At 70.2% G+C, this 24,310-nt stretch carries 24 protein-coding genes; 7 read left to right on the top strand and 17 right to left on the bottom strand.

Going from position 1 to position 24,310, the window contains the following annotated elements:
* Positions 1-69: 69 nt before the first annotated feature.
* Together AWC03_RS10180 and mshB are read right to left on the bottom strand one after the other, a co-directional pair.
* A complete protein-coding gene (locus tag AWC03_RS10180) occupies positions 70-531 on the bottom strand; it encodes a hypothetical protein (protein ID WP_085240375.1) in 462 nt (153 codons plus the stop codon).
* Between the two features lie 93 nt (positions 532-624).
* Complete coding sequence (gene mshB, locus AWC03_RS10185) at positions 625-1,527, bottom strand: N-acetyl-1-D-myo-inositol-2-amino-2-deoxy-alpha-D-glucopyranoside deacetylase (RefSeq protein WP_085240376.1); 903 nt, start codon at positions 1,525-1,527, stop codon at positions 625-627.
* A gap of 80 nt (positions 1,528-1,607) precedes the next feature.
* On the opposite strand from mshB, the gene AWC03_RS10190 reads away from it, so the two are divergent.
* A complete protein-coding gene (locus tag AWC03_RS10190) occupies positions 1,608-2,222 on the top strand; it encodes a TetR/AcrR family transcriptional regulator (protein ID WP_085240377.1) in 615 nt (204 codons plus the stop codon).
* 30 nt (positions 2,223-2,252) lie between these two features.
* Here the strand turns inward: AWC03_RS10190 and AWC03_RS10195 are convergent, their stop codons facing one another.
* From AWC03_RS10195 to AWC03_RS10225, 7 genes are all read right to left on the bottom strand, one after another.
* Positions 2,253-4,139 (bottom strand): ABC transporter family substrate-binding protein, encoded by a 1,887-nt coding sequence (locus AWC03_RS10195; protein ID WP_420845661.1) that lies wholly within the window; start codon positions 4,137-4,139, stop codon positions 2,253-2,255.
* A gap of 51 nt (positions 4,140-4,190) precedes the next feature.
* Entirely contained in the window at positions 4,191-6,080 is a 1,890-nt protein-coding gene (gene typA, locus AWC03_RS10200) for a translational GTPase TypA (RefSeq protein WP_085240464.1), read from the bottom strand.
* A 152-nt stretch (positions 6,081-6,232) separates the two neighbouring features.
* Complete coding sequence (narI, locus tag AWC03_RS10205) at positions 6,233-6,964, bottom strand: respiratory nitrate reductase subunit gamma (RefSeq protein WP_085240379.1); 732 nt, start codon at positions 6,962-6,964, stop codon at positions 6,233-6,235.
* Entirely contained in the window at positions 6,957-7,625 is a 669-nt protein-coding gene (narJ, locus tag AWC03_RS10210; RefSeq protein WP_085240380.1) for a nitrate reductase molybdenum cofactor assembly chaperone, read from the bottom strand. The genes narI and narJ overlap by 8 nt, the downstream gene beginning before the upstream one ends.
* Positions 7,622-9,244, bottom strand: coding sequence for a nitrate reductase subunit beta (gene narH / locus AWC03_RS10215; protein WP_085240381.1), 1,623 nt, complete (start codon positions 9,242-9,244; stop codon positions 7,622-7,624). The genes narJ and narH overlap by 4 nt, the downstream gene beginning before the upstream one ends.
* A 34-nt stretch (positions 9,245-9,278) precedes the next feature.
* A complete protein-coding gene (locus tag AWC03_RS10220; RefSeq protein ID WP_085240382.1) occupies positions 9,279-12,977 on the bottom strand; it encodes a nitrate reductase subunit alpha in 3,699 nt (1,232 codons plus the stop codon).
* 433 nt (positions 12,978-13,410) lie between these two features.
* The gene (locus AWC03_RS10225) at positions 13,411-13,815 is read right to left on the bottom strand and encodes a (deoxy)nucleoside triphosphate pyrophosphohydrolase (protein WP_085240383.1); all 405 of its coding nucleotides are present in this window, start codon (positions 13,813-13,815) and stop codon (positions 13,411-13,413) included.
* A gap of 24 nt (positions 13,816-13,839) precedes the next feature.
* On the opposite strand from AWC03_RS10225, the gene AWC03_RS10230 reads away from it, so the two are divergent.
* Positions 13,840-14,124 carry a 4a-hydroxytetrahydrobiopterin dehydratase gene (locus tag AWC03_RS10230; protein ID WP_085240384.1) on the top strand — a complete coding sequence of 95 codons (285 nt, stop codon included), beginning with the start codon at positions 13,840-13,842 and terminating at the stop codon, positions 14,122-14,124.
* Here the strand turns inward: AWC03_RS10230 and AWC03_RS10235 are convergent.
* On the bottom strand, positions 14,121-15,362 hold the full coding sequence (locus AWC03_RS10235; RefSeq protein WP_085240465.1) for a mannosyltransferase: 1,242 nt from the start codon (positions 15,360-15,362) through the stop codon (positions 14,121-14,123). The two genes, AWC03_RS10230 and AWC03_RS10235, sit on opposite strands and share 4 nt — an antisense overlap.
* 162 nt (positions 15,363-15,524) lie before the next feature.
* Between AWC03_RS10235 and AWC03_RS10240 the strand changes: the two genes are divergently transcribed.
* Complete coding sequence (locus AWC03_RS10240) at positions 15,525-16,196, top strand: hypothetical protein (protein ID WP_085240385.1); 672 nt, start codon at positions 15,525-15,527, stop codon at positions 16,194-16,196.
* A gap of 49 nt (positions 16,197-16,245) precedes the next feature.
* Positions 16,246-17,268 (top strand): Rv1157c family protein, encoded by a 1,023-nt coding sequence (locus AWC03_RS10245; protein ID WP_085240386.1) that lies wholly within the window; start codon positions 16,246-16,248, stop codon positions 17,266-17,268.
* 66 nt (positions 17,269-17,334) lie between these two features.
* Here the strand turns inward: AWC03_RS10245 and AWC03_RS10250 are convergent, their stop codons facing one another.
* Both AWC03_RS10250 and AWC03_RS10255 read right to left on the bottom strand, forming a co-directional pair.
* Positions 17,335-17,481, bottom strand: a complete 147-nt coding sequence (locus AWC03_RS10250) for a DUF1059 domain-containing protein (RefSeq protein ID WP_067325215.1) — start codon at positions 17,479-17,481, stop codon at positions 17,335-17,337.
* 29 nt (positions 17,482-17,510) lie between these two features.
* Positions 17,511-18,083, bottom strand: a complete 573-nt coding sequence (locus AWC03_RS10255) for an HhH-GPD-type base excision DNA repair protein (protein WP_085240387.1) — start codon at positions 18,081-18,083, stop codon at positions 17,511-17,513.
* 88 nt (positions 18,084-18,171) lie between these two features.
* Between AWC03_RS10255 and AWC03_RS10260 the strand changes: the two genes are divergently transcribed.
* Complete coding sequence (locus AWC03_RS10260; protein WP_085240388.1) at positions 18,172-18,705, top strand: nuclear transport factor 2 family protein; 534 nt, start codon at positions 18,172-18,174, stop codon at positions 18,703-18,705.
* 49 nt (positions 18,706-18,754) lie between these two features.
* Here AWC03_RS10260 and AWC03_RS10265 read toward each other — a convergent pair whose 3' ends face one another.
* On the bottom strand, positions 18,755-18,943 hold the full coding sequence (locus AWC03_RS10265) for a DUF5302 domain-containing protein (protein WP_085240389.1): 189 nt from the start codon (positions 18,941-18,943) through the stop codon (positions 18,755-18,757).
* A gap of 37 nt (positions 18,944-18,980) precedes the next feature.
* On the bottom strand, positions 18,981-19,424 hold the full coding sequence (locus tag AWC03_RS10270; RefSeq protein WP_085240390.1) for a PPOX class F420-dependent oxidoreductase: 444 nt from the start codon (positions 19,422-19,424) through the stop codon (positions 18,981-18,983).
* A 76-nt stretch (positions 19,425-19,500) separates the two neighbouring features.
* Between AWC03_RS10270 and AWC03_RS10275 the strand changes: the two genes are divergently transcribed.
* A complete protein-coding gene (locus AWC03_RS10275) occupies positions 19,501-20,022 on the top strand; it encodes a DUF1697 domain-containing protein (protein ID WP_085240391.1) in 522 nt (173 codons plus the stop codon).
* Between the two features lie 10 nt (positions 20,023-20,032).
* Here AWC03_RS10275 and AWC03_RS10280 read toward each other — a convergent pair whose 3' ends face one another.
* On the bottom strand, positions 20,033-20,398 hold the full coding sequence (locus tag AWC03_RS10280; RefSeq protein WP_067277218.1) for an Rv1152 family transcriptional regulator: 366 nt from the start codon (positions 20,396-20,398) through the stop codon (positions 20,033-20,035).
* Positions 20,399-20,435: 37 nt separating this feature from the next.
* Here AWC03_RS10280 and AWC03_RS10285 point away from each other — a divergent pair, with 37 nt between their 5' ends.
* On the top strand, positions 20,436-21,149 hold the full coding sequence (locus tag AWC03_RS10285; RefSeq protein ID WP_085240392.1) for an NAD-dependent deacylase: 714 nt from the start codon (positions 20,436-20,438) through the stop codon (positions 21,147-21,149).
* A gap of 10 nt (positions 21,150-21,159) precedes the next feature.
* Here AWC03_RS10285 and AWC03_RS10290 read toward each other — a convergent pair whose 3' ends face one another.
* The gene (locus AWC03_RS10290; protein ID WP_085240393.1) at positions 21,160-21,789 is read right to left on the bottom strand and encodes a class I SAM-dependent methyltransferase; all 630 of its coding nucleotides are present in this window, start codon (positions 21,787-21,789) and stop codon (positions 21,160-21,162) included.
* 52 nt (positions 21,790-21,841) lie between these two features.
* Positions 21,842-24,163, bottom strand: a complete 2,322-nt coding sequence (locus AWC03_RS10295; RefSeq protein WP_085240394.1) for an MMPL family transporter — start codon at positions 24,161-24,163, stop codon at positions 21,842-21,844.
* Between the last annotated feature and the right edge of the window lie 147 nt (positions 24,164-24,310).

A 24,310-nucleotide genomic window follows, 5' to 3' on the forward strand; every position in this document is an offset into this window, starting at 1 on the left:
AACAGTCAACAGTAGCGGCAGGGCCACGCCGCCCGGCGGGGACATCCCGGCCCACGTACCGCACGGACGTCAGCGCCGGTGGCCGCGCCGCCACAACACCCAGAACGGCGGCCCCACACCGAGCACGATCAGCAGCAGGGCCCCATAGGCCAGCACGCCCTGACCCCCCAGGATGACGTCGTCGCCCGGGCCGCCCATGCTGATCACCGCCACCGTGAACAGCCACGTCCACAACGGCAGCGCGGCCACCCGCGCCGACGTGGTCCACCGCCCGGCCGCCCACACCAGCGCGGCGTTCACCAGGCCGGAAATCAGGCCGCTGATGGGAAACGGAACCGCACCGACGTAGGAAGGCAGCAGCATCGCCCCGGCCAGTGCGGAGAGGACCCCGTCGACGGCGAGCAGCGCCAAGACAACGAACCGGATCGCGGGGTCGGTCGCGCCGCCGTCTTCCAGCGACGCGGCGCGGGGCTCGGTTGCGGTCAGGTCGGAACGCTGTCGATGTTGGAGAGAATCGAGCCGATAACCCACTGCAGGCTGTCGAGCCGGTCCTGCCAATGCTGCTGATTAGGGTCCAGGTCGGGGTCCATGCGAAATCCTTCCGTGGCTGCCTGATTGGCAAGCCTACCGCGCACCGGCCGCGCTGAAACCAAGCCCCGCAAGCAGATCTGTTTCCCAGCCGCGCTCGTCGCGCTCCCCCGCGGCGCCCGCGGCCAGCACGTAGTGTTCCTCCGCCAGGATCGGCAGCGCCACGTTGTTCGACAGGGCGCAGGCCCGGCCGGTGGGCCCGACGACCACCTGGGTGGCGTGCGCCGCGAGCGCCGCCCTCTTCGCCGCCCACGCCTCCGGCGCGGGTTCGACGACGGCGTCGATGTCGGCGTCGGCATACCCGAAGCCGAACTCTTCCTCCGGCGCGATGTTCCACTCCGGCAGCAGATCCTCGGCGCTGAGGGCGTGCAGGCCCGCCATGAAGGCGCTCGTCGCGAACACCGACCAGTAGAACTTCGGCACGGTCCACGGCTCGCCGGGGAAGTCGCCGGAGCCGGCGGCCGCCACGGCGGCGGTGGTGACGGTGTGGGTATGGACGTGATCGGGGTGGCCGTAGCCGCCACCGGGGTCGTAGGTCACCACGACGTGCGGCCGTTGCTCGCGAATGACGGCCACCAGCGCGCCGACGGCCTCCCGCTCGTCGGCGTCGATGAACCGCCCGCGCCGCCGCCCGGGCGTGCCCGCCATGCCCGAGTCCCGCCAGCGCCCCGCGCCGCCGAGGTAGTGGGGCGCACCGACGCCCAGCGCGCGCAGCGCCGCGGTGAGCTCGCCAATGCGGTAGCCGCCCAACTGATCCGCGCGATCGACGGCCAGTTCGGCCCAGCGATCGCCGATGACCTCGCCCTCCTCGCCCAGGGTGCACGTGACGACGCGTACGTCCGCTCCGCGGGCGGTGTAGTGGGCGATGGTGGCCCCGTTGCTGAGGCTCTCGTCGTCGGGGTGCGCGTGGACGAACAGCAGCCGGGGAGTCTCAGGCATGGACGCACATTACCCCGCAGTGCCGGCCGGCCGGCGGTCTCGTCGCAGCCGATAGGAACGCATACGGCTACTATCGAGGGATGCCGCAGCTCACCCAGACCGCCCCGGCCGGCGGCCGGAGCCGCCGACGGGGCGAGGTCCTCGAACGGGCGCTCTACGAGGCCACCCTGGCCGAATTGGCCGAGGTCGGCTACGGCGGGCTGACGATGGAGGGGATCGCGGCGCGCGCCCAGACCGGCAAGGCGGCCCTGTACCGGCGCTGGACCACCAAGTGCGAGCTGGTGCACGCCGCGCTGGCCCACACCCTGCCACCCCTGCCCGAGGCCCGCGCCGGTCGTTCGGCCCGGGAAAATCTGCTGTCGGTGTTCACCGCCCACCGCGACGTGTGCGCCGGCAAGACGGCGTTCCCCGGTATGGCCACCGTGAACCAGCTCCTGCACGAGCCGGAGATGCGCGCCATCTTCGCCGACGCCGTGGTGGCACCCCGCCTGCGGATCGTCGAATCGATCCTGCAGGCCGCCGTCGCCGAAGGTGACCTCGATCCGGAGATGCTCACCCCGCTGACCGCGCGCATCGGCCCGGCGCTGATCAATCAGCACTTCCTGCTGACCGGGTCGCCGCCGAACCGCCGCGAGCTGGCGCTCATCGTCGACGCCGTGATACCGCCGCGAGGGGCGCGGGAGACCTGCGACTAGAGCGCGACCAGGCCCACCGGTGACACCCGATCAGGGCCCGGTCTTGACCCACTGGCCGGCGTCGCCGACGATGCCGACCGGCACCGCACCCGACAGGCTGACGTTCTGCACGCTCGGGCCGGCCGCCACGATCGTGGTGTCCTGCAGGATCGGCAACACGGTGGACATGTTCCACAGCCGGGGCTCGACCGCGGTGATCACGTCGTTGATGTTCTTGGTGCCGTTGAGCGCGGCATCGATGTTCGACTGCACGCTGCGATCGCAGATCCCGGTGAGGTTGGACGGCGCCTGCACCAGCGCGTTGGGGTCCACCGGACGGCTGGGCGGGGTCGACGTCGGCGTGGTGGCCGAGGTGCCCGGCCCGGTGGTCGACGGCGGGCCCGGCCCAGGAGGAGAGGTGGTTGGCGGCCCCGTGGACGTCGGCACCTGAGTCGACTCCAGCGCGGGGCAGCCGTACCGCGACGCCAACCGCGTCGCCAGGTTCCCGCCCGCCTGGTGCCAGCCGACGATCGCGTCCACCTGGCTCTTGTTCAGCGCGTCGCGGTACAGCGTCACCGGGTCCAGCGCCAGCACGCTGGCGGCGATCCCGACGTTGCGCAACTGGTCGGCCGCGGTGTTGGCCACCGCCACGGACGTCGGGTCGTTGGCCGCCACCCCGATGACCAACGACAGCTGCTGGCCGTCCCTGCTGATCCGGCCGCGGATGACCTCCGGCGGCCCGGTGTTCGCCGGCGTGGGCGCCGGCGACCCCGACGAGTTGCCCTCGACCTTGTAGCCGGCTCCCTCCAGCAACCCCAGCGCCGCCGGCGTCGTCATCGCGGGGGGTGCGGTCGGCTCGTAACCGGGGTCGCTGGGCGCCCGGACCTGGGCCTGGTCCAGTGTGACGGTGTTGTCGCTGCCCGCGCCCACCGCCGCCAGCAGGTCGACGTCGAGCAGCCCGAGGATCGCCTTGCGGACCTGCGCGTCGGCCAGCTTGGGCTCGTTGGCGCGCAACGTCAGCTGCATGACCCGGGGTGTGACGATGCGGGCGGTGCGCACGTCGGGGATGGCGGACAGCTGCGCGAAGGCCGCGGACCCGCCGTGCACCTGGGCCACCTGGGTGTCGCCGTTGCGGACCGAATCGGCCAGCGCCGCGGGCGCGCCGGCCCGCCGGAACAGGATCAGCGCGGGCTTGGCCGGTGCTCCCCAGTACCGGTCGTTGCGGGCCACCAGGATCTCGTCGCGCTGCGGATCGATGCTCTCCACCCGGAACTGGCCGCCGGTGACCGGCAGCGACCGGGCCAGGCCCGCCGCGAACCCGCCCGGCACGTCCTTGACGATGTGCGCGGGAAGGATGTTGCTGAACAGCTCCTTCCACGACGGATACGGCTGGGCGAAGGTGACCACCGCCTGCTTGCCGCCCTCGAGCGACTGCACGCCGGTGATGAGGTCATAGCCGGCCGGGTCGACGACGCCGGGCTGGCTGACCATCTGCCGCCACAGGTACCAGAAGTCGTCGGCGGCGATGGGCGCGTTGTCGGTCCACTGCGCCTCGGGCCGGATCTTGTAGGTCACCGTGAACGGGTTCTGGCTGGTGACCTCGGCGGACTCCAGCAGGGTCGGGTCCATCTCCCAGCGCGAGCCGGTCGGCGTGCCCGGGTCGGGCACCGGCCGGAACGCGCTGGGCAGCACGAGCGCGCTGATCGCCGCGTTCACCGGCGACAGGTCGGACAGCAGGTGCGGGTTGAAGCCGGCGCCGATCGAGTCGATGCCCATGATGATCTGGGTGGGCCGCGGCGGCGGCGGTGGCGAGTTGTGCGGGGTGTCGGTGCTCTGCGGCGCCGGCGGGGGGTTGACCGTGCACGCCGCGAGCGCCAACCCGGCCAGCGAGACGACCACGCCGACCGTCACGAAGAAGCGGCGCACCCGTCTCGGCATGGCGATCAGGGTAACGAGCAGCCCGCCAGCGGCCCGCCCGAGCACGCGCGGCTAACCCCGCGCCTTGGCCCGCGACCGGCTGCGCGCCCGGGTCGTGGCGTCCAGCTCGACCTTGCGCACCCGGACGATCTCCGGGGTCACCTCGACGCATTCGTCCTGCGCGCAGAACTCCATCGCCTGTTCCAGGTCCAGCTCGAGCGGCTTGGCCAGTGTCTCGATCACGTCCGCGGTCGACGACCGCATGTTGGTGAGCTTCTTTTCCCGGGTGACGTTGATGTCGAGATCCTCGGCGCGCGGGTTGATCCCGACGACCATGCCCTCGTACGTGTCCTGGCCGGGTTCGACGAAGAACTGGCCCCGGTCGGCGAGCTGGATCAGCGCGAACGGCGTGATGGTTCCGGCGCGGTCGGACACCAGCGACCCGGTGTGGCGGGCCCGGATCTCGCCGGCCCACGGCCGGTAGCCGTCGAACACCGCGTTGGCGATGCCGGTGCCGCGCGTGAGGGTGAGGAAGTCGGTGCGGAACCCGATCAGGCCGCGGCTGGGCACGATGAAGTCCATCCGGACCCAGCCGGCCGCGTGGTTGGCCATCTCTTCCATGCGCCCCTTGCGGGCGGCCATCAGCTGGGTGATCGCGCCCACGAACTCCTCGGGGCAGTCGATCGTCATCGCCTCGAACGGCTCGTGCAGCTGACCGTCGATCGTGCGGGTCACCACCTGCGGCTTGCCGACCGTGAGCTCGAAGCCCTCCCGGCGCATCGTCTCCACCAGCACCGCCAGGGCGAGCTCACCACGGCCCTGCACCTCCCACGCGTCGGGCCGGCCGATGTCCACGACCCGGATCGACACGTTGCCCACCAGCTCCTGGTCGAGCCGGCCGCGGACCATGCGCGCGGTCAGCTTGTGGCCCGACACCTTGCCCGCCAGCGGAGAGGTGTTGGTGCCGATCGTCACCGAGATCGCCGGCTCGTCGACGGTGATCCGCGGCAGCGCGTGGGCGTGGTCGGGGTCGGCCAGCGTGTCGCCGATCATGATCTCCGGCAGGCCGGCGACCGCGACGATGTCGCCGGCGACCGCCTCGTCGGTGGCGCTGCGCTCGACGCCCTCGGTCGCCAGCAGCTCGGTGATCTTGGCGCTGGTGATGACGGGCAGCCCGTCGACCTCCCGCATCCAGGCGACCTGCTGGCCCTTGCGCAGCTTGCCGTTGTAGATCCGGATCAGCGCGAGCCGGCCGAGGAACGCCGACGCGTCGAGGTTGGTAACCAGCGCCTGCAGCGGCGCCTCGGGGTCGCCGGACGGCGCCGGGATGTGCTCCATCAACACGTCGAACAGCGGGTCGAGATTGTCGCCCGCGGGCACCTCGCCGTCGGCCGGCGCTTCGGTGCTCGCGATGCCCGCGCGCCCCGACGCGTAGAGCGTGGGCAGGCCCAGCGCGTGTTCGGCCGCGGCGGCCGCCTCGTCGTCGAGGTCCGACGCGACGTCGAGCAGCAGGTCGTGGCTGGCTTCGACCACCTCGGCGATGCGCGCGTCGGGCCGGTCGGTCTTGTTGACGACGAGGATCACCGGCAGGTGCGCGGCCAGCGCCTTGCGCAGCACGAACCGGGTCTGGGGCAACGGTCCCTCGGACGCGTCGACCAGCAGCAGCACCCCGTCCACCATGGACAGACCGCGCTCGACCTCGCCGCCGAAGTCGGCGTGCCCGGGCGTGTCGATCACGTTGATGACCGTCACCGTTCCGTCCGGGTTGTGGCGATGCACGGCGGTGTTCTTGGCCAGGATGGTGATGCCCTTTTCCTTCTCCAGGTCACCGCTGTCCAAGATGCGTTCTTGGGTGTCGTCGCCGCGGTGGTGCAGGGCCCCCGACTGCCGCAGCATCGCGTCCACGAGGGTCGTTTTGCCGTGGTCGACGTGGGCGACGATGGCGACGTTACGGAAAGGCACGTCGGTGATTGTGGCAGCGGTGGGCATGACAAAGCGAACCGGCAGGCGGCCGAGCGTGCCGTCCGGGGTGCGTACGGGGCGGGCCGCTACGGCGTGTCGCGGCCGTGGGCGCACGCCGGAAGCCCGGGGCGCACACCCGGCAGCCGGCCGGTCTACCAGCCCCTTCGGCGGGGCGCGGTGCCGACCAATTCGCCCTTGTGGGCCTCGTCGCGGCTGCGGTAGACGATGTAGGGCCGGAACAGGTAGGCGACCGGCGCGCTCAGGACGTGCACCAGCCGGGTGAACGGCAGCAGCGTGAACAGCACCATGCCGATCAGGGCGTGCAGCTGGTAGTCCAGCGGCGCGTTGATCATCACCTCGCCGTGGGGCTGCAGGATCCAGATCCGGCGGAACCACAGGCCGACCGTGTAGCGGTAGTGGAACTCGCCGCTGTCCAGGCCGGTGCCGATCAGGTCGCAGTACAGACCCACCACGATGGCCAGCACCAGCACCACGTACATCACCTTGTCGCTGCGGGTGGTGGCCATCGACACCGCGGGTCGGGTGAACCGCCGGTAGATCAGCAACCCGATGCCGGCCAGGGTCGCAAAGCCCGCCACCGATCCGGCGATGACGGCCTGCAAGTGGTAGAGGTGGTCGCTCACGTTCAGCATGTGCGTCACCCGCGGCGGGATGAACAGGCCCATGACGTGCCCGGCGAAGACCGCCAGGATGCCGAAGTGAAACATCGGGCTGGCGATGCTCAGCAGCCGCGACTCGTAGATCTGCGAGGAGCGGGAGGTCCAGCCGAACTTGTCGTAGCGGTAGCGCCACCAGGTGCCGACGATCAACACCGTCAGGGTGACGTACGGCGCGATGTCCCAGAACAGTACGTTGCTAAACACTGCGCGCTCCTCCTTCGCGTCGCGGCGGCACCGTCAAGTCGAATGGTTGCAGCCCAACGGCTTCCGCGGGTGGGCCGGCCTTGGCGAGGCGTTCCGCGCGGCGCACGTCCTGGTCGGTCGCGGCGGGCAGCGTCGCGCACACGGCGGCCACGGTGGGTTCGTAGGGCGACTCCGCGTCGGCCAGGGCCCCGCGCAGCACGTCGATGGGGATACGGTGCGCGGTCAGCAGCCCCCGCCCGACCTCAGGATCGACGGTGGCGGCGAATTCGAGCACGACGGGCAGGTGATCGGGCGCCTCGGCGCGTGGCGGCGCCACCCCCGCTCGCCGGTAGGCGGTGGCGAACTCCAGCATCTCGCGGCCGCGGTTGCGGGTGTCCCCGGCGGTCCAGTAGGTCAGGTACATCGTGCAGTGGCGCCGCATGTCGAACGTGGCGACATAGTCCATCGCGGCGGCCATCGGCTCGCGGGCACGCAGTGCGGTCACGGTCTGTGCGAGCGGCCCCGCCGCGCCCCCACCGAGGTGGCTGAGCAGTTCCTCGACGGTGTCCAGCCGAGCCGGCAGCTCGTCGTCCGGGTAGGCCAGCAGCAATGACGCCGCCTGCCACACCAGTCGGTCCTGCAGGGTGTCGCCGCGCGCCCGGCGGCCGGTGAGCAGCTTCACCTCTGCTGCTCTTCGGGGAACATCCCGGCGGGCACCTGGCGGCCGTCCCAGTTGAGCAGGTTCACCCGGGGCCGGCCGCTGCCGTCGGCGGCCGCGTCGCCGCCGGGTCGCTTGAGCGCGTGGAAGGTCTCGACGGAGACGGGCACCGGTTCGCCCGATTCGTACATGCCCGGGCCGCCGTCGCCCGTCAACGAGCAGCCCATGTCCTCGAGGTCACGGGCCTGCGGGGCGAATGCGGTCGGAATGACGTATCGCTCTTCGTATTTCGCGATGGCCAGCAGCCGGTACATCTCGTACATCTGCTCCTCGGTCATCCCGACGGAATGCGGTATGTGCGGCTGGGTATCGCGCCCGAGATTGATGTCGCGCATGTAGGAGCGCATCGCCGCCAGCCGCCGCAGCACGCCCTCCACCACGGCGGTGTCACCGGCGGTGAACAGTTCGGCCAGGTACTGCATGGGAATGCGCAGCGCGTCCAGCGCGCCGAACAGGTTGCCCAGGTCTTCCCCGTCGTGACCGTCACGGCTCACCGCGTCGACCACCGGCGACAGCGGCGGGATGTACCAGACCATCGGCATGGTGCGGTATTCCGGGTGCAGGGGTAACGCCACCTTGTAGTGGTTGATCAGCGCGTACACCGGCGAGCGCTGGGCGGCCTCGATCCACTCGTCGGAGATGCCCTCTGCCCGCGCGGCGGTGATCACCTCGGGGTCGTTAGGGTCCAACAGGATTCGGCACTGCGCTTCGTAGAGGTCGGTCTCCTTCTCCACCGAGGCCGCCTCCAGCACCCGGTCGACGTCGTAGAGCACCAGGCCCAGGTACCGCAGCCGCCCCACGCAGGTCTCCGAGCAGATGGTCGGCAGCCCGACCTCCATCCGCGGGTAGCACAGCGTGCACTTCTCGGCTTTGCCGGTTTTATGGTTGAAATAGACCTTCTTGTAAGGGCATCCGGAGACGCAGAAGCGCCAGCCGCGGCAGCGGTCCTGGTCGACGAGCACGATGCCGTCCTCGCTGCGCTTGTACATCGCGCCCGACGGGCACGACGCCACGCAGGAGGGGTTGAGGCAGTGCTCGCAGATCCGGGGCAGGTAGAACATGAAGGTCTCTTCGAGGGCGAGTTTGACCTCCTCGCTGACCTTCTTCAGGATCGGGTCGCCGGCCAGGATCTCCGGTGAGCCGGCCAGGTTGTCGTCCCAGTTCGGCCCCCAGGAGATCTTCATGGGTTTGCCGCTGATCTGGCTCTTCGGCGCGGCCGTGGGGAACGTGTCGCCCGCGGGGGCGGTGGTCAGGTTCTCGTAGTCGTAGGTCCACGGCTCGTAGTAGTCGTCGATGATCGGCAGCCGGGGGTTGGCGAAGATCCGCAACAACTTCTGGATGCGGCCGCCGTCGCGCAGCCGCAGCCGGCCCTTCTTGTCGCGTATCCAGCCGCCGCGCCACCGCTCCTGGTCCTCGTAGGTGCGTGGATAGCCTTGGCCCGGCCGGGTTTCGACGTTGTTGAACCACACGTACTCGGTGCCCGACCGGTTGGTCCAGGCCTGCTTGCAGGTGACCGAGCAGGTGTGGCAGCCGATGCACTTGTCGAGGTTCATCACCATCGCCAATTGCGCCATGACTTTCATGAGGGCCTCGCTTCGCGGGCTTGGCTCGTGGGCATCAGTAGGTCACATCCTGACCGCGACGGCGCACCACGGTCACCTCGTCGCGCTGGTTGCCGGTGGGTCCCATGTAGTTGAAGGCGAACGCGTGCTGGCCGTAGCCCCCGGCGAGGTGGCTGGGCTTGATGCGGACGCGGGTCAGTGCGTTGTGGTTGCCGCCGCGCTTGTTGTTGGTCTCGGTGCGGGGGGTGTCGACCGTGCGTTCCTGTACGTGGTAGACGAAGACCACGCCGTCGGGCATGCGGTGGCTGACGATGGCCCGGCACACGTAGATGCCGTTGGCGTTCACCGCCTCCACCCAATCGTTGTCGCGCACTTGGATTTTGGCCGCGTCGCCGGGGCTCATCCACATCGTCGGCCCGCCCCGGGAGAGCGACAGCATGTAGAGGTTGTCCTGGTAGGTGGAGTGGAACGACCACTTCGAGTGCGGCGTCAGATACCGCACGGTGAGGCCGATCCCGTCTTCGGTGGGGCCGAGCCCGGGCTGGCCGAAGAGCCGCGTCATGTCCAGCGGCGGGCGGAACACCGGCAGGTGCTCACCGAGCTCCTCGACCCAGTCGTGGGCCAGATAGAAATGCATCCGGCCGGTGAGCGTGTGGAACGGCTTGAGGTTCTCGATGTTGATGGTGAACGGCGCGTAGCGGCGCCCGCCGGTTTCGCTGCCCGACCACTCGGGGCTGGTGATCACCGGGACCGGACGCGCCTGGGTGTCGGCATAGCTGATGCGCCGTTCTTCACTGCCCTCGGCCAGGTGCGCCAGCCGCTGGCCCGTGCGCTTCTCCAGCTCGCGGAAGCCCTCGACCGCGAGCCGGCCGTTGGTGGTTCCGGACAGCAGCAACAACACGTCGGCCATCCGCGCGGCCGTGGTGATGGCCGGACGGCCCGCTGCCGCACCGGAATTCATCACGCCGAACTTTGCCGCCAGCTCCTCGACCTCCCGGAAGGGATGCACCGTGACGCCCTTGGTGGTCACCCCGAACGTGTCGACCAACGGGCCCAGGGTCTGCCACTTGTCGTAGACGGCGCCGTAATCGCGCTCCACCACGGTGAGTTTGGGCATGCTGCGCCCGGGCACCGGCGTCGCGCCGGTATGCAACCAGTCTTGCTCCGTGCCGTCGGGATAGGCCATCGCGTCCGGCGTGTCGTGCTGCAGCGCGGTGAGGACCACGTCGCTGCGCGTGCCCAGGTGCCTCTTGGCCAAAGCGCTGAACGCACGCGCGATAGCACCGAAAGCCTCGAAATCCGAGCGGGTTTCCCAGGGCGGATCGGTCGCGGCGCTGAACGCGTGCACGTACGGGTGCATGTCGGTGCTGGAGATGTCGGCCTTCTCGTACCAGGTCGCCGCCGGCAGCACGATATCCGACACCAGGGTCGTGGAGGTCATCCGGAAGTCGATCGACATCATCAGGTCGAGCTTGCCCTCGGGGATGTCCCCCTCGCACACCACGTCGACGGGCGCTATCCCGTCGGCCGGCGGCTCGGCCTGGACGTTGGAGTCGGTCCCGAGCAGGTGGCGCAGGAAGTACTCGCCGCCCTTGCCCGACGATCCGATCAGGTTGGCCCGCCACACCGTGAGGACCCGCGGCCAGTTGACCGGATTGTCGGGGTCGGTGACGGAGAGCTTGAGTTTGCGGTCGCGGAGCTGCTCGGCGACGTAGTCGGCGACGTCGCGCCCGGCGGCGTGCGCCTCGTCGGCGACGTCCAGGCTGGACCGGTCGAACTGCGGATAGAACGGGCTCCAGCCCATGGCCGTCGCCGAGGCCAGCAGGTCCATGGTGTGCTTGCCCGCGAACCGGCCCCGGCCCAGGGGGCTGGCCAACTTGTCGGCCGCGTAGCCGTCGTAGCGCCACTGGTCGGTGTGCGCGTACCAGTAGGAGGCGCCCGGTACCTGCCGCGGCGGGCGTACCCAGTCCGTGGCCATCGCCATCGTCTGAAACCCGGTGAGCGGGCGCACCTTTTCCTGGCCGACGTAGTGGGCCCATCCGCCGCCGTTGCGTCCCATCGAGCCGGTCAGCATCAGCAGCGCGAGCACCGCCCGGTAGATCGCGTCGCCGTGGAACCACTGACAGATTCCGCTGCCCATGATGATCATCGACCGCCCGCCGGATTCCTCTGCGCTGCGCGCGAATTCGCGGGCGACGCGGATGGCCTGCGCGGCCGACACGCCGGTGATCGCCTCCTGCCACGCCGGGGTGTTCTGCCGGGTCGCGTCGTCGTAGCCCGTGGGCCAGTCACCGGGCAGCCCCGGGCGCGCCACCCCGTATTGGGCGAGCATCAGGTCGAACACGGTGCACACCTGGTGCTTGCCGACGCGGCGCACCGGCACGCCGCGGGCGATGGTGGCGCCCTCCCCGTTGACCGTGTCGAAGCTCGCCAGGTGCACCAGCGCGGTGGCGCCGTCGCCGTTGGTGCCGGGTGCGCCTCGCACGCTCAGCGCAGGCACGAGGCCGCCGAGGTCGAGGTTCCACTTCCCGACGCCGTCCTCGCCGTAGCGGAAGCCCAGCGAACCGTGGGGCACCGCAACGGAATTCGTCGCCTCGTCGAGCACCGCCGGCTTGAGCGCCGCGTTCTCGACCGCCTCTCCCAGGTCCGCCGCGGTGAGGTTCTTGCCCGGCACCAGCATGTCGCCGCGCTCTTCGAGCTTGATCAAAAACGGTAGGTCGGTGTAGCGGCGAGCGAAGTCGGCGAAGAACGGAACCTCTTTTTGCACATAGCATTCCGAGAGGATGACGTGGCCCATCGCCATGGCCAGCGCCCCATCGGTGCCGGCCGCGCAGGGCATCCACTCGTCGGCGAATTTGGTGTTGTCGGCGTAGTCGGGGCTGACGGTCACCACCTTGGTGCCGCGGTAGCGCGCTTCGGCCATCCAGTGCGCGTCGGGGGTCCGGGTGATCGGCACGTTGGAGCCCCACATCATCAGATACGCCGCGTCCCACCAGTCACCGGACTCGGGAACGTCGGTCTGATCACCGAACACCTGCGGCGAGGCCACCGGCAGGTCGGCGTACCAGTCGTAGAACGACGTCATGGGGGCGCCGATCAGCTCGAAGAACCGCGACCCGGCGGCGTAGGACACCATGGACATCGCCGGGATGGGCGAAAAGCCCGCCACCCGGTCGGGGCCGTAGGTCTTGATGGTGTGCACGTGGGCGGCGGCGATCAGCTCGGTGGCCTCGGCCCAGGTGATCCGGACCAGCCCGCCCTTGCCGCGGGCGCGCTGATAGCGACGGCGACGCTCGGGGTCGGCCTGGATGTCGGCCCAGGCGAGCACCGGATCCCCGAGCCGCGCCTTGGCCTCCCGGAACATCTCGACCAACACGCCCCGGGCATATGGGTAGCGCACCCGCGTGGGCGAGTAGCTGTACCAGGAGAACGACGCCCCGCGGGGGCACCCCCGCGGCTCGTATTCCGGGCGGTCCGGGCCCACCGAGGGATAGTCGGTCTGCTGGGTCTCCCAGGTGATGATCCCGTCCTTGACGTAGATCTTCCAGGAGCAGGAACCGGTGCAGTTCACCCCGTGGGTCGAGCGCACCACCTTGTCGTGGCTCCACCTGTCACGGTAGAAGACGTCGGCCTCCCGGCCGCCCCGACGCGTCACCGTGCGCAGGTCGGCCGAGAACTCGCCGGGCGTGAAGAACCGCCCGCTGCGCTCCAGCAACTCCTCGAGCGGTCCACCGACGTGTGATGTGACAGCCAACAGGTACCCCTTCTACTTCGTCGCGCCGCGCGTCGTGGCCGGGCCGTTGCATCGACCCCAGATCCGCGCCGTGGTGCCGCGCCGCACAACGGTCTGCCGGTTCCTCCGCCCGCACCGGCCCGGAACGGCCGGGCCATGGTGGTCGGCGGGCCGCGGGCCGGGGAGCGATCGGGCACCGGCACGAGGCGCGGTGGGCCCGCCAATCACCTTCTCCGCGCACGGCCTGTTAGCACAATTTGGTCTGTTCAGCATGGGTTTTATAGACCTAGGGGCGCCCGGCGGGGACGCCGTGACCACGCCGCCGAGACGACGGATCGCTGCCGCCGCGGGTTTCTAGGTCAATCGTTATTACAAGCTACGTTGTTATATCTCAAGTTCACCTTCGCGACCTTCTACGGCGCTGGACGTCAGCTGCGGAAAGCCTGTGGAATTGTTATGAGGCCGACGCCGCCAGCGTCCGGGCCAGGTCAGCGACCCAGCCGCGGTCGGCGGGCACCCAGTCGACATCGGGCAACTCGTCCGCCGTCACCCAGCGCACCGCCCGGTGATCGCGGGCGTGCGGTTCACCACTGACCAGTTGCACGCGGTAGGCGCGCAGCGTGATGCCGTCCAGGGCGATGTCCTCCCCCAGGCGATCGCCCACCGCGACGTCGCCGAGGGCCAAGCCCAGCTCCTCGCCGAGCTCGCGTGCCAGCGCGTCCCGCTCCGTCTCACCCGGGGCGACCTTGCCACCCGGCAGCTCCCAGCGGCCGGCCAACTCGGGCGGGCGGACGCGCTGCGCGACCAGGACCGTGGCGCGGCGGATGACCGCACCGGCGACGACGATCTGGGTCGGCATGGCCAGACGGTATACGGTCGGGGCATGGCTGTGTTAACGGACGAGCAGGTGGACGCCGCACTGCCCGATCTCAACGGATGGGAGCGTGCCGACGGCGCGTTGCGCCGGTCGATCAAGTTCCCGAGTTTCCTCGCCGGCATCGATGCGGTGCGCCGGGTGGCCGAGCACGCGGAGAGCAAGGACCACCACCCGGACATCGACATTCGTTGGCGGACGGTGACTTTCGCTCTGGTCACGCATTCCGAGGGTGGCATCACCGACAAGGACGTGGCGATGGCGCACGACATCGACGAGATCGTCGGGAGCTAGTCGCCGGATCCGGCGCGCCGGCCGGTGGCGGCGACCCAGACCAGCGTGGCCACGGCCGCCACGATGTAGGCCAGGCCGGCCCAGGCCAGATACCACGGCCGGCTGATCTGCCAGATGGTCGGCTGAGCGAAGAGCAGCAGCCACGGCACGCCGACGATGGTGAGCGCGAGCCAGCCCCAGCCCACGATCCGCGCGCCGGGTCGCTCGCGCGGCGGCCCGTGGATCGCCCAGATCATCAGCGGCACCAGCCACACCCAGTGGTGGCTCCAGGAGATCGGGGACAGCAGCAGCCCGAACAGCTCGACCACCAGCAACTTGCCCAGCCGATCGGATGGCTCCAGGGCCCGCCAGGCCAGCACGGCCAGCGCCGCCGTGACCGCGATGGCGGTCAGGACCGGCGGCCCGAAGCCGGCGTCGTGGCCCAGGATCCGGGAGATGCCGCCGCGCCAGGATTGGTTGATCGACGTGGCGATGGGCCCCACGCGGTGCGCGTCGCCCAGCAGCTTCGTGAAGTAGTAGCGGGCCTGATCGCCGACGACCAGGACGGACACGCCGACGGTGCCGAGGAATACCAGGAAGGAGAAGGCCGCGGCGGCCCAGCGCCGCATGCCGGCCAGATAGACACCGGCGATCGCGGGGGTCAGCTTGATGCCGGCCGCCACGCCGACCAGTAGCCCCGACAGCCACCAGCGCGCGGTCAGGGCCGCGCCCAGCACCGCGAGCATCAGCAGCACGTTGACCTGCCCGTAGTCGAACGTGCTGCGCAGCGGCTCGATCCAGATCGTGACCGCCGTCCACACCATGGCCAGGCGGCGGCCGTCGGCGCCGGGCGCCACGCCGATCAACCGCTGGCTGATCCGGATCGCCGCGTACAGCGCGGCCATCATCGCGAGCTGCCACGCGAAGGCGACCACGCCGAACGGCAGCAGGGTCAGCGGATAGAAGACGACCGCCGCGAAGGGCGGGTAGGTGAACGGCAGCGGGAAGTCCGGCGTCTGGTCGGCGTAGACGTAGCGGTACAGGGTGCCGGGATGGTTGATGGTTGCGGCGCCGCCCAGGTAGACGTGCAGGTCGACGAAGTTCGCGCCGTGTGGCGTCAGATAGGTCCAGCCGAGCCGCGCGGCGACGCTGGCGACCAGCAGGGCGGGCGCCGCCGCTCGCAGGAGACTCGCGATCCGCCGGCGCGGGGGGACCGCCGCGGTGGCCGAGGTGGTGTCTATCCGCCCGACTTTAGCGATGGCCGCGGCCCCAGCGGCATCGGCAGGCCTGGCCGCGGGCGGTCGATCACCGCCGTCACTCGAAGCAATAACGATCAAATAAATGCCACACGTGTCACTTGAGTCCCATCAGTATCAACGTAACTTCGGCGGCGGACCCGTTTTCCACAACCAGGGAGAGTCATGCCAACCATCTGGACTTACATGCGTGCAGCGGCCGTCGTCGTCGGTTCGTCCGCAGCCCTACTCACGGGCGGTATCGCCCACGCCGACCCCGTGCCGGCTCCGCCCATGCCGAACATTCCGCAGCAACTGATCAGTTCGGCGGCCAACGCGCCGCAGATCCTGCAGAACCTCGCCACCGCGCTGGGTGCGACCCCGCCGGCCGCCCCGGCAGCCCCGGGTATCACCTTCCCGGGGGTTCCGTCCGCGGCCGCGACGTCGCCGGCGTCGCCGGCCGCCGTGCCCTCGATTCCCGGGTTGCCGCAGGCGGCGACCCCGTCCGCGCCTGCGACGACGCAGGGCCTGCAGGGCCTGATTCCGGGCCTGACGCAGTCGGCACCCGCGGCACCCGCCGCCCCGGCCTCGTCCTCGATTCCCGGACTGCCGGCCATCCCGGGGCTGTCGACGCCGACCGCCCCCGCCACGCCGCCGGCCCCGCAGATCCCGCAGGCCAAGGTCGACATGCCGGCGTTCCTGCCCAACCTGCCGGTCAACATGCCCGCGCAGATGACCCTGCCGCAGGACCTGCCGGCACTGGCCGGGGCGCCCGTCGCACCGGCCGCGCCGGCAGCGCCGGCCGCACCGGCAACCGGGGCCAACCCGGTCGCCCCGCTGCTCGCCGCCCTGCCCTGACAAGTCGCCAGACAGCCAACGCCACCACCTAACGACCGGAGGACACACCGTGGCAACCACTTGGAATCTGTCCAAAGGTTTGGCCGCTGTCGTGACGGCATCGGCTGCCGCGTTCGGGTTCTGCCCGAGCGCGGCAGCCGATCCGGCGGCACCGCAACCGAACTCGACTCAAGAACTTCCGGGCCTGCCGGCCCTCTCCCAGCTCAGCCCGATCATTCAGCAGGCGGCCGGCAATCCGGCGCAGGCGACTCAGCTGCTCATGGCCGCCGCGCAAGCTTTCAGTCACAACCAGGGCGCGCCCACCGAGTCCCGCAACGTGGCCGCGTCGGTGAACCAGTTCCTGGCCGAGCCCGGCGTGGCCCTGCCGGACGGCTCACCGGTGCCGCACGTGCCGGCGGCGGGCGCCGAACCGGGAACCCAGTCCCACCTGCCGACCGGCATCGACCCGGCACACGCCGCCGGCCCGGGACCGGTCGCGGCGCCGGCCGCCGCACCATCGGAGGTCGCGCCGCCCGCTTCCGCACCGGCGCCGGGGACCGTCGCACCCGTCGCCGCACCCGCACCGGTACCGCCGGCGCCGGCCGAAGCCGCACCGGCCGCCGCTCCCGCACCGGCTCCCGCGCCCGCCGCGGCTCCGGCGGCGACGCCGGGATTCGGCCCCGACGCTCCGCCCACGCAGGACTTCATGTATCCCTCGATCGGCACCAATTGCCTTGCGGACGGCACCGGTTCGATCGCCACCGCGCTGTCGGTGGCGGGACCGGCGAAGATTCCGACCCCCGGACCGGGCCCCGGGCAGACCGCCTACGTGTTCACCGCCGTCGGCACTCCCGGCCCCGCCGAGGTGCAGAAGCTGCCGTTGAACGTCACCTGGGTGAATCTGACGACGGGCAAGTCGGGAACGGTCGCGCTCAAGCCGCGCACCGACATCAACCCCGAGGGGCCGACGACGCTCACCGCGATCGCCGACACCGGGTCGGGCAGCGTCATGTCGACCATCTTCGGGCAGGTCACCACCAAGGAAAAGCAGTGCCAGTTCATGCCCACGATCGGCTCCACGGTGGTGCCGTAGGCCGCACCGTCTATCGCCTTGGGCGCGCGTGTCCCCGCCGGGGCACGCGCGCTCACTGCGTCGGCGCTAGTACGCCATGAACAGGATCGCGTCCCGGTCGTACTCGAGGCCCGGATGATCTTTGGCGAGATGAGCCTGGGTCAGCTCGACCAGCTCGTCCTCATCCTTGCCGACGATGGCTTCCCCGCACGGACACGTCAGGTGTGTCTTCACGTCGCCGCCCTTCCCTTCTGGTCACCGAACTACTTGGCCGCCTTGGCTGCTGCCTTCATCTGCTTCTTGTAGGAACGCACCTTGCCCATCGACTGGGCGTCGACGATGTCGGCGACGGAGATGTGGGTGCCGTCCTTGCCGAACTGCCCGGCCGCGGCGCGCCACCCTTCGGCGTCGACGCCGTACTGCTTGCCCAGGAGAGCCAGGAAGATCTGCGCCTTGACCTCGCCGAACCCCGGCAGCCCCTTGATGCGGCGCAGCAGCTCCTCGCCGTCCGGGTCGCCGGAGGTCCACAGCGCCGCCGCGTCACCGTCGTAGCGGTCCACGATGATCTGGGCCAGGGCCTGGATCCGCTTGGCCATCGAGCCGGGAAAGCGGTGTATCGCAGGCTTTTCCGCACACAGGGCGGCGAACTTGTCCGGGTCGTACTCGGCGATTTCATGGGCATTCAAGCTGCCCATCCGGTCCGCGATCTTCTTGGGTCCCGAAAACGCCGTCTCGAAGGGCACCTGCTGGTCGAGAACCATCCCGATGAGCAGGGCCAGCGGGTTCTCGTCCAGCAGCGCGTCGGCCTCGGGTTCTTGAGCGAGCCACAGTTTCACCGTCAACGACCTCCCTTTCCGGTGAACACCCTAAGACCGAAGAGCTGTTGTTGGGAGACTACTCACCCCATCCCCGCGTTATCGTGGCGTGGTGGTGGACGAGGCCCGATTGGCGCTGATGCTGGCCCGCGACGAACTGCACGAGCTCGTCACTGCCTATTGCCGCGCCGTCGACCGCGCCGACTATGCCACGCTCCGCGGCCTGTACCACCCGGACGCGATCGACTCGCACGGCTCGTTCTCCGCCGGCGGCGTCGAAGAATTCATCGCGCAACTGCGGGCGGCCGAACCGTATGTGCGTGTCTCCCAACACAACATCACCACGACGAACTTCGTGGTCGAGGGCGACACCGCCCGCGGCGAGATCTACTGCCTGGTGTTTCACACCTTCGCCGGTCCCGAGCACGACTCTGACGTCGTCATCGGCGGCCGGTACCTGGACTCCTACGCCAGACACGACGGCCGCTGGAAGTTCGCCCAGCGCACCATCGTGGCCGACTGGGCCTACCAGAACGACCCGTCGCAGGTGAACTTCGGGCACCCCAGCACCCGGGGCAGCCTGCGCGGCCGGCCGGGCCGGGCCGACCCGTCGGTCGGCCTATTCGCCCCGCCGAGGGGCTGAACCGGCTCCGCGCCGAACTAGCTGCGACGCAATGCTTTCCGTCCGCTACTCACCCGCTCTTGCGGCGGAATTCACGCCGGTTCTCCACCGGTCCGTGTGCGCGTGACTGCTTGCCGCCGCCGCTCTTGTGGTCCGACCCGCCCGACGACTTGGCCATCTTGCGGTCGAGGGCTTCGCGGAACTTGCGCTTGGTGTCGTCGTCCGATTCCGGCGCCTCGGAAGACTTGGGTTCAGCCATACCGGCAGCCTAGCCCCGGAGTGCCGAAATCGGGCGGCTACCGCACCCCGGGCGGCATGCCGTACACGTGCGAGATCGGCAGGGTCAGCAGCACCCGCCGATCGGTGACCATCGCCTCGCGGTATTCGTCCCAGTCCGGATGTTCGCCGGCGATGTTGCGGTACAAGGCAATCAACGCCTCGACGGTGTCGTCGCCGGGATCGGCCGCCGGCGGCGTCAGGATCGCCGTGCCCTCGGCCACCGCGTAGGACCACCCGTCGTCGGCGTCGACCAGGATGGACGCCCGCGGGTCGCGGCGCAGGTTACGGGTCTTGGCGCGCGGCTCGGTGATCGACACCCGCACCGCCAGGTCGCGCGGGTCGAAGTGGTAGCTCACGTTCGACAGCTGCGGGCGCCCGTCGCGTTTGATGGTGGCCAGCACTCCGAGCGAGTTTCCACTGATCACGGCCAGCAACTTGTCGTCGAAGACTTGGCGCCCCATGGGGAAAGCCTACGTCGCCGGTCCAGCAACCGGTCCCGGATCAGCCCAGCACGGGCCGCCCTGGTGGAATCGGATCATGACCGAGTACGCGGCCTTCCTGCGCGGTGTCAACGTCGGCGGCGTCAACCTCAAGATGGCCGAGGTGGCGCGCGCGTTGACCGACGCCGGCTTCACCGGCGTGCGCACCATCCTGGCCAGCGGCAACGTCGTGCTTGAGTCACCCGCCGGTGCCGCGGCGGTGCGCAAGAAGGCCGAGGCCGCGCTGCGCGAGAGGTTCGGCTACGACGCCTGGGTGCTCGTTTATGACCTGGCGACGGTGCGGGCCGTCGTCGAGGCCTACCCGTTCGAGCCCGAGGTGGACGGGTATCAGTCCTACGTCACGTTCGTCGCCGACCAAGCGGCGCTCGACGAACTCGCCGCGCTGGGCGAGGCCGCGGGCCCGCACGAGAGGATCGGGGCCGGCGCGGGCGTCATCTATTGGCAGGTGCCCAAGGGCGGCACCCTGGACAGCACCATCGGCAAGACGATGGGCAAGCCCCGCTACAAGTCCTCGACCACGACCCGCAACCTGCGCACGCTGGCGAAGGTGTTGCGTTGAGGGGATGCGCTCAGTCGTCCGGCACATTCGTGAGGTAGCGCATCGCGTCGGACTTGGTCAGCCCCAGCGCCCGGGCCACCTCGACGTACTCCTTGGCGGCGGCGGCCATCGCGGCGTCCGTCGGGTCGAAGCGGGAGATGAAAGTGCCGAAGCGGCCTCGCGTTTCGACGATCGCCGCCGACTCCAGCTCGCGGTAGGCACGGGCCACGGTGTTCGCCGCCACGCCGAGCTGCCCGGCCAGGTCACGCACCGTCGGGAGCCGCGTGCCCGGGGGCAGCGCGCCCGCCCGAACGCCGTCGATGACCTGGGTCCTGAGCTGGTCGAACAGCGGTTTGCCCGCCTTCACGTCGACCTTCAGCAAATCCCGCAGCTCCACGTCCTCAGTATGTCCCAAGCACGGCTATCTTTGTGGGATGCGAGTGACGGTGCTGAGCGGCGCGGGGATCTCCGCGGAGAGCGGGGTGCCGACCTTCCGCGACGACAAGAACGGATTGTGGGCCCGCTTCGATCCCTACGAGCTGTCCAGCACCCAGGGCTGGCGCGACAACCCCGAGCGGGTCTGGGGATGGTACTTGTGGCGTCACTACCTGGTGGCCGACGTCGCGCCCAACACCGGGCACCGCGCCATCGCCGCCTGGCAGGACGGCGCCGAGGTCAGCGTCATCACCCAGAACGTCGACGACCTGCACGAGCGCGCGGGCAGCATGCCGGTCCACCACCTGCACGGCAGCCTGTTCGAATTCCGTTGCGACCGTTGCGGTATGCCTTACAGCGGCGCGTTGCCCAAGATGCCCGAACCGATGCTGGAGGTCGAACCGCCGGTCTGCCACTGCGGTGGCCTGATCCGGCCCGACATCGTGTGGTTCGGTGAGCCGTTGCCCGACGCGCCATGGCAGCGCGCGGTCGAGGCGACCGAGGCGGCCGACGTGATGGTGGTGGTCGGGACGTCGGCGATCGTCTACCCGGCGGCCGGGCTGGCCGAGCTCGCGCTGTCCCGCGGCACGGCCGTCATCGAGGTCAATCCCGAGGTCACACCGCTGTCGCGGAACGCGACGATCAGCATCCGCGAGACGGCGAGCCAGGCGTTGCCCGGCTTGCTGCAGCGGCTGCCCGCCCTGCTCAAGTAGCCGGCGCGGACTACGGCCTGCGGGCGCGGCCCAAGAGCAGCTCCGACACCGGCATCGGCGCCCACGCCGGCAGCGTGAATTCGCGCCGGGACGCGTCCACTTCGAATCCGGCGTCCACGATCGCACGCTCGGTGTCCCGGTGGGTGTGGCAGTTGCCGAACAACCGGGGCCACACCGTCGCGTCGGCGACCCGTTGCAGGCGCCCCCGCGCGCCGGCGCTCGCCACGTGCTCGAGGTACCGCAACTCCCCACCCGGGCGCAGCACCGAGTACAGGTGCCGCAGCACGCCGCCGGGGTCGCGCACCGAGCACAACACCAGCGAACACACCACGGCGTCGAACGGCTCACCGCCGCGGAAGTCCTCCGCCGTCTCCCCCGTCACGACCACCCGGGCGGGCACCACGTCCGCGGCGGCGCGCGCCTGGGCCGCCAGCCGCGGCTCGGGCTCCACCGCGACCACCTCGTGGACCGACTCCGGGTAGTGGGGAAAGTTCGTCCCGATGCCCGCGCCGACCTCCAGCACGCGCCCCGACAACCCGGCCAGGTTCTCCCGGCGCAGGGCCCGGATGGACTCGGTTTCGTGGGCGGCCACGACGGGCCAGATGCGCGCGAAGAACGGGTTGTCCACCGCCGTTGTCATACAGGTCAACCTTCCGATCGGATCGGCCTCAGGATAAGGGTCGCGCCGGTGCCTAGCCGATGTTGGGCACGGGTTCCCCCAACGGGCCACCGTCAAGCGGGATCGGCTCGGCGTATCCGGTCTCCCGCGCCCCGCCCTCGCTGATGCCGAACCGATCGTGCAGCCAGGCCAGGGGCCTGGGCGCCCACCAGTTCCACCGGCCCATCACGTGCATGAAGGCGGGCACGACGACCATCCGCACCAGGGTGGCGTCGGCGAAGACGGCGAGCGTCAGGCCGAGCCCGAACATCCGCATGAACGACACGTGGGCGGCGATCAGCGCGGCGAACGACATCGACATCACCAGCGCCGCCGCGGTGATCACCCGGCCGGTGCGCGCCACGCCGAGCGCCACGCTCTCGTCGTTGGCGGCGTCGGCCTGCTGCGGGCTCGGCTTCGCCGGTCGAGCCGCCCCGGACGCGAGCCAGTACTCACGAATGCGCGAGAGCAGGAACACCTCGTAGTCCATCGACAGCCCGAAGGCGATGCAGAACAGCAGCACCGGCATGTTGGCGACCAGCGTCCCGCTCGGCGTCGTGCCCAGCGCGCCGAGATGCCCGTCCTGGAAGATCCACACCAGCGCACCGAACGCGGCGGTCAGCGACAGCATGTTGCACGCCAGCGCCTTGGCCGGCAGCAGCACGCTGCCGGTGAGCAGGAACAGCAGGGCGAAGGTGATCGCGGCCATCAACCCGAGCACCAGCGGAAGGCGGTCGGTGACCGCGTCCACGCTGTCGCGGTTGACCTGGGCGACGCCGCCCATCGCGACGGACCGGCCCGCGGGCCCGGGCACCTGGTGCAGCCGCTTGAGCTGGGCGTCGCTGGCCGCGGAGAACAGCGGCGCCGTGCTGCTGACGGTCAGGAACGCGCTGCCGTCGGCCAGGCCGGTGGCCCCGGCCGGCGGCCCGGTCCGGTTGCCGCCGACGAACGTCCCGCCGGGGGCCGACACCGCCTCCACGTCGGGCACCCGCGACAGGTCGGCGGCGTAGGAGTCGAGGTCCGCCGGTTTCAGGCCGCGCGCGTCGGGCACGACGACCGGCACGGACGTCGCGGAGTCGTCCGCGAAGTCGTTGCGCAACTGGTCGCCGACCTGGTGCGACGAGGCCGAGCGCGGCAGCACCCGGTCGTCCGGGAAACCCCATTTGACGCCCATGAACGGCAGCCCGAGCAGGAGCAGCAGCGCCACGACGGTCAGGCCGATCGGCGCCCAGCGGCGCATCACCAGCTTGCTCGAGCGGTACCAGAACGTCTCCTCGACCGGCTTGCGCACCGGCTCCGGACGCCGGAACACCCGGCGCAGCAGCCGGCGCACGTCGAGCGCGTCGAGCCGGGGGCCCAGCAGCACGATGGCGGCCGGGGTGAGCACGATCGAGGCGGTCGCGACGAAGGCCACGGTGGCCACGCCGGCGTAGGCGAACGACTTGAGGAAGTACATCGGGAACGCCACCGTCGCCGACATGGACAGCGCCACGGTGACCGCGGAGAACAACACCGTCCGCCCGGAGGTGGCCATGGTCCGGATCAGCGCCTCGTCCCGGTCGCAGCCCTCGGCCAACTCGTCGCGGTACCGGCTGACGATGAGCAGCGTGTAGTCGATGGCCAGCGCCAGGCCCAGCGCGGTGCTCAGATTGAGCGCGAAGATCGACACCTCGGTGGTGAAGGTGATCAGCCGCAGCACCGTCATGGACCCGACGACGGCCAGCGCGCCCAGCGCCATCGGCAACGCCGCCGCCAGCAGCCCACCGAACACCCAGATCAGGATCAGGAAGCTCAGCGGCAGCGCGATCATCTCCATCACCAGCAGGTCCGCCTGGTTCTGGGTGTTGATCTGCGCGTACTGCATGGCCGCGCCGCCGGCGCGAACGGTGACGCCGTCACGGTCGTGGACGAATTGGTCCGCGATGGTCTGGGCGTTGCTCTGCGCGTAGTTCTCGCCGCCCTTGAGGTTCACCACGATCAGCCCCGACTTGCCATCGCGGCTGAGCAGGTCGGCGGCCCCCTGGGGCGGGACCGTCCAGGGTGACGATGCGTTGTACACCAGCGGTGACTTCTGCAGCTGGTTGACCAGGCCGGTGCCTACGGCGCGGGCCTGTGCGCTGTCGCTGCCGCCGGGAGCGGTCACGACGATCAGCATCTGCTGACCGCTCTGGCCGAACTTGTCGGTCAACGCCTGGATCGCGTGGGCGGACTCGGAGTGGGGATCCTGGAAGCCGCCGGGAGACAGGCTCTTGGCGACCGGGATGCCGAAGATCGCGGCGGCGGCGAAAACCAGGACACCGATGGCGATGATGCGGCGGGGCGCCGCGATGGCCATGCGGGCGATCCCCTGCAGCATGTCAAGCCCTTCCGCCGCCGGTGCTGATCGCGCTGGCCGCTGGCGTACCGGCGACAACCTAACAAACGCTAGTTTCCACGCGTCAAACAGATTCACCTTCAAGCACGCGCGGCGCCCACCCCGGGGTTCAACGGGGGCGTTTCAAAC

Origin of the sequence: Mycobacterium europaeum, assembly GCF_002102155.1 — a bacterium.
GTDB lineage: Bacteria > Actinomycetota > Actinomycetes > Mycobacteriales > Mycobacteriaceae > Mycobacterium > Mycobacterium europaeum.

What these genes read in the sequence shown, in the direction of transcription:
- mshB (WP_085240376.1), bottom strand. Translation starts at nt 1,527, where the DNA reads ATGCCTGAGACTCCCCGGCTGCTGTTCGTCCACGCGCACCCCGACGAC.
- AWC03_RS10190 (WP_085240377.1), top strand. Translation starts at nt 1,608, where the DNA reads ATGCCGCAGCTCACCCAGACCGCCCCGGCCGGCGGCCGGAGCCGCCGA.
- AWC03_RS10195 (WP_420845661.1), bottom strand. Translation starts at nt 4,139, where the DNA reads ATGCCGAGACGGGTGCGCCGCTTCTTCGTGACGGTCGGCGTGGTCGTC.
- narH (WP_085240381.1), bottom strand. Translation starts at nt 9,244, where the DNA reads ATGAAAGTCATGGCGCAATTGGCGATGGTGATGAACCTCGACAAGTGC.
- AWC03_RS10225 (WP_085240383.1), bottom strand. Translation starts at nt 13,815, where the DNA reads ATGCCGACCCAGATCGTCGTCGCCGGTGCGGTCATCCGCCGCGCCACG.
- AWC03_RS10230 (WP_085240384.1), top strand. Translation starts at nt 13,840, where the DNA reads ATGGCTGTGTTAACGGACGAGCAGGTGGACGCCGCACTGCCCGATCTC.
- AWC03_RS10240 (WP_085240385.1), top strand. Translation starts at nt 15,525, where the DNA reads ATGCCAACCATCTGGACTTACATGCGTGCAGCGGCCGTCGTCGTCGGT.
- AWC03_RS10265 (WP_085240389.1), bottom strand. Translation starts at nt 18,943, where the DNA reads ATGGCTGAACCCAAGTCTTCCGAGGCGCCGGAATCGGACGACGACACC.
- AWC03_RS10270 (WP_085240390.1), bottom strand. Translation starts at nt 19,424, where the DNA reads ATGGGGCGCCAAGTCTTCGACGACAAGTTGCTGGCCGTGATCAGTGGA.
- AWC03_RS10275 (WP_085240391.1), top strand. Translation starts at nt 19,501, where the DNA reads ATGACCGAGTACGCGGCCTTCCTGCGCGGTGTCAACGTCGGCGGCGTC.
- AWC03_RS10285 (WP_085240392.1), top strand. Translation starts at nt 20,436, where the DNA reads ATGCGAGTGACGGTGCTGAGCGGCGCGGGGATCTCCGCGGAGAGCGGG.
- AWC03_RS10290 (WP_085240393.1), bottom strand. Translation starts at nt 21,789, where the DNA reads ATGACAACGGCGGTGGACAACCCGTTCTTCGCGCGCATCTGGCCCGTC.
- AWC03_RS10295 (WP_085240394.1), bottom strand. Translation starts at nt 24,163, where the DNA reads ATGCTGCAGGGGATCGCCCGCATGGCCATCGCGGCGCCCCGCCGCATC.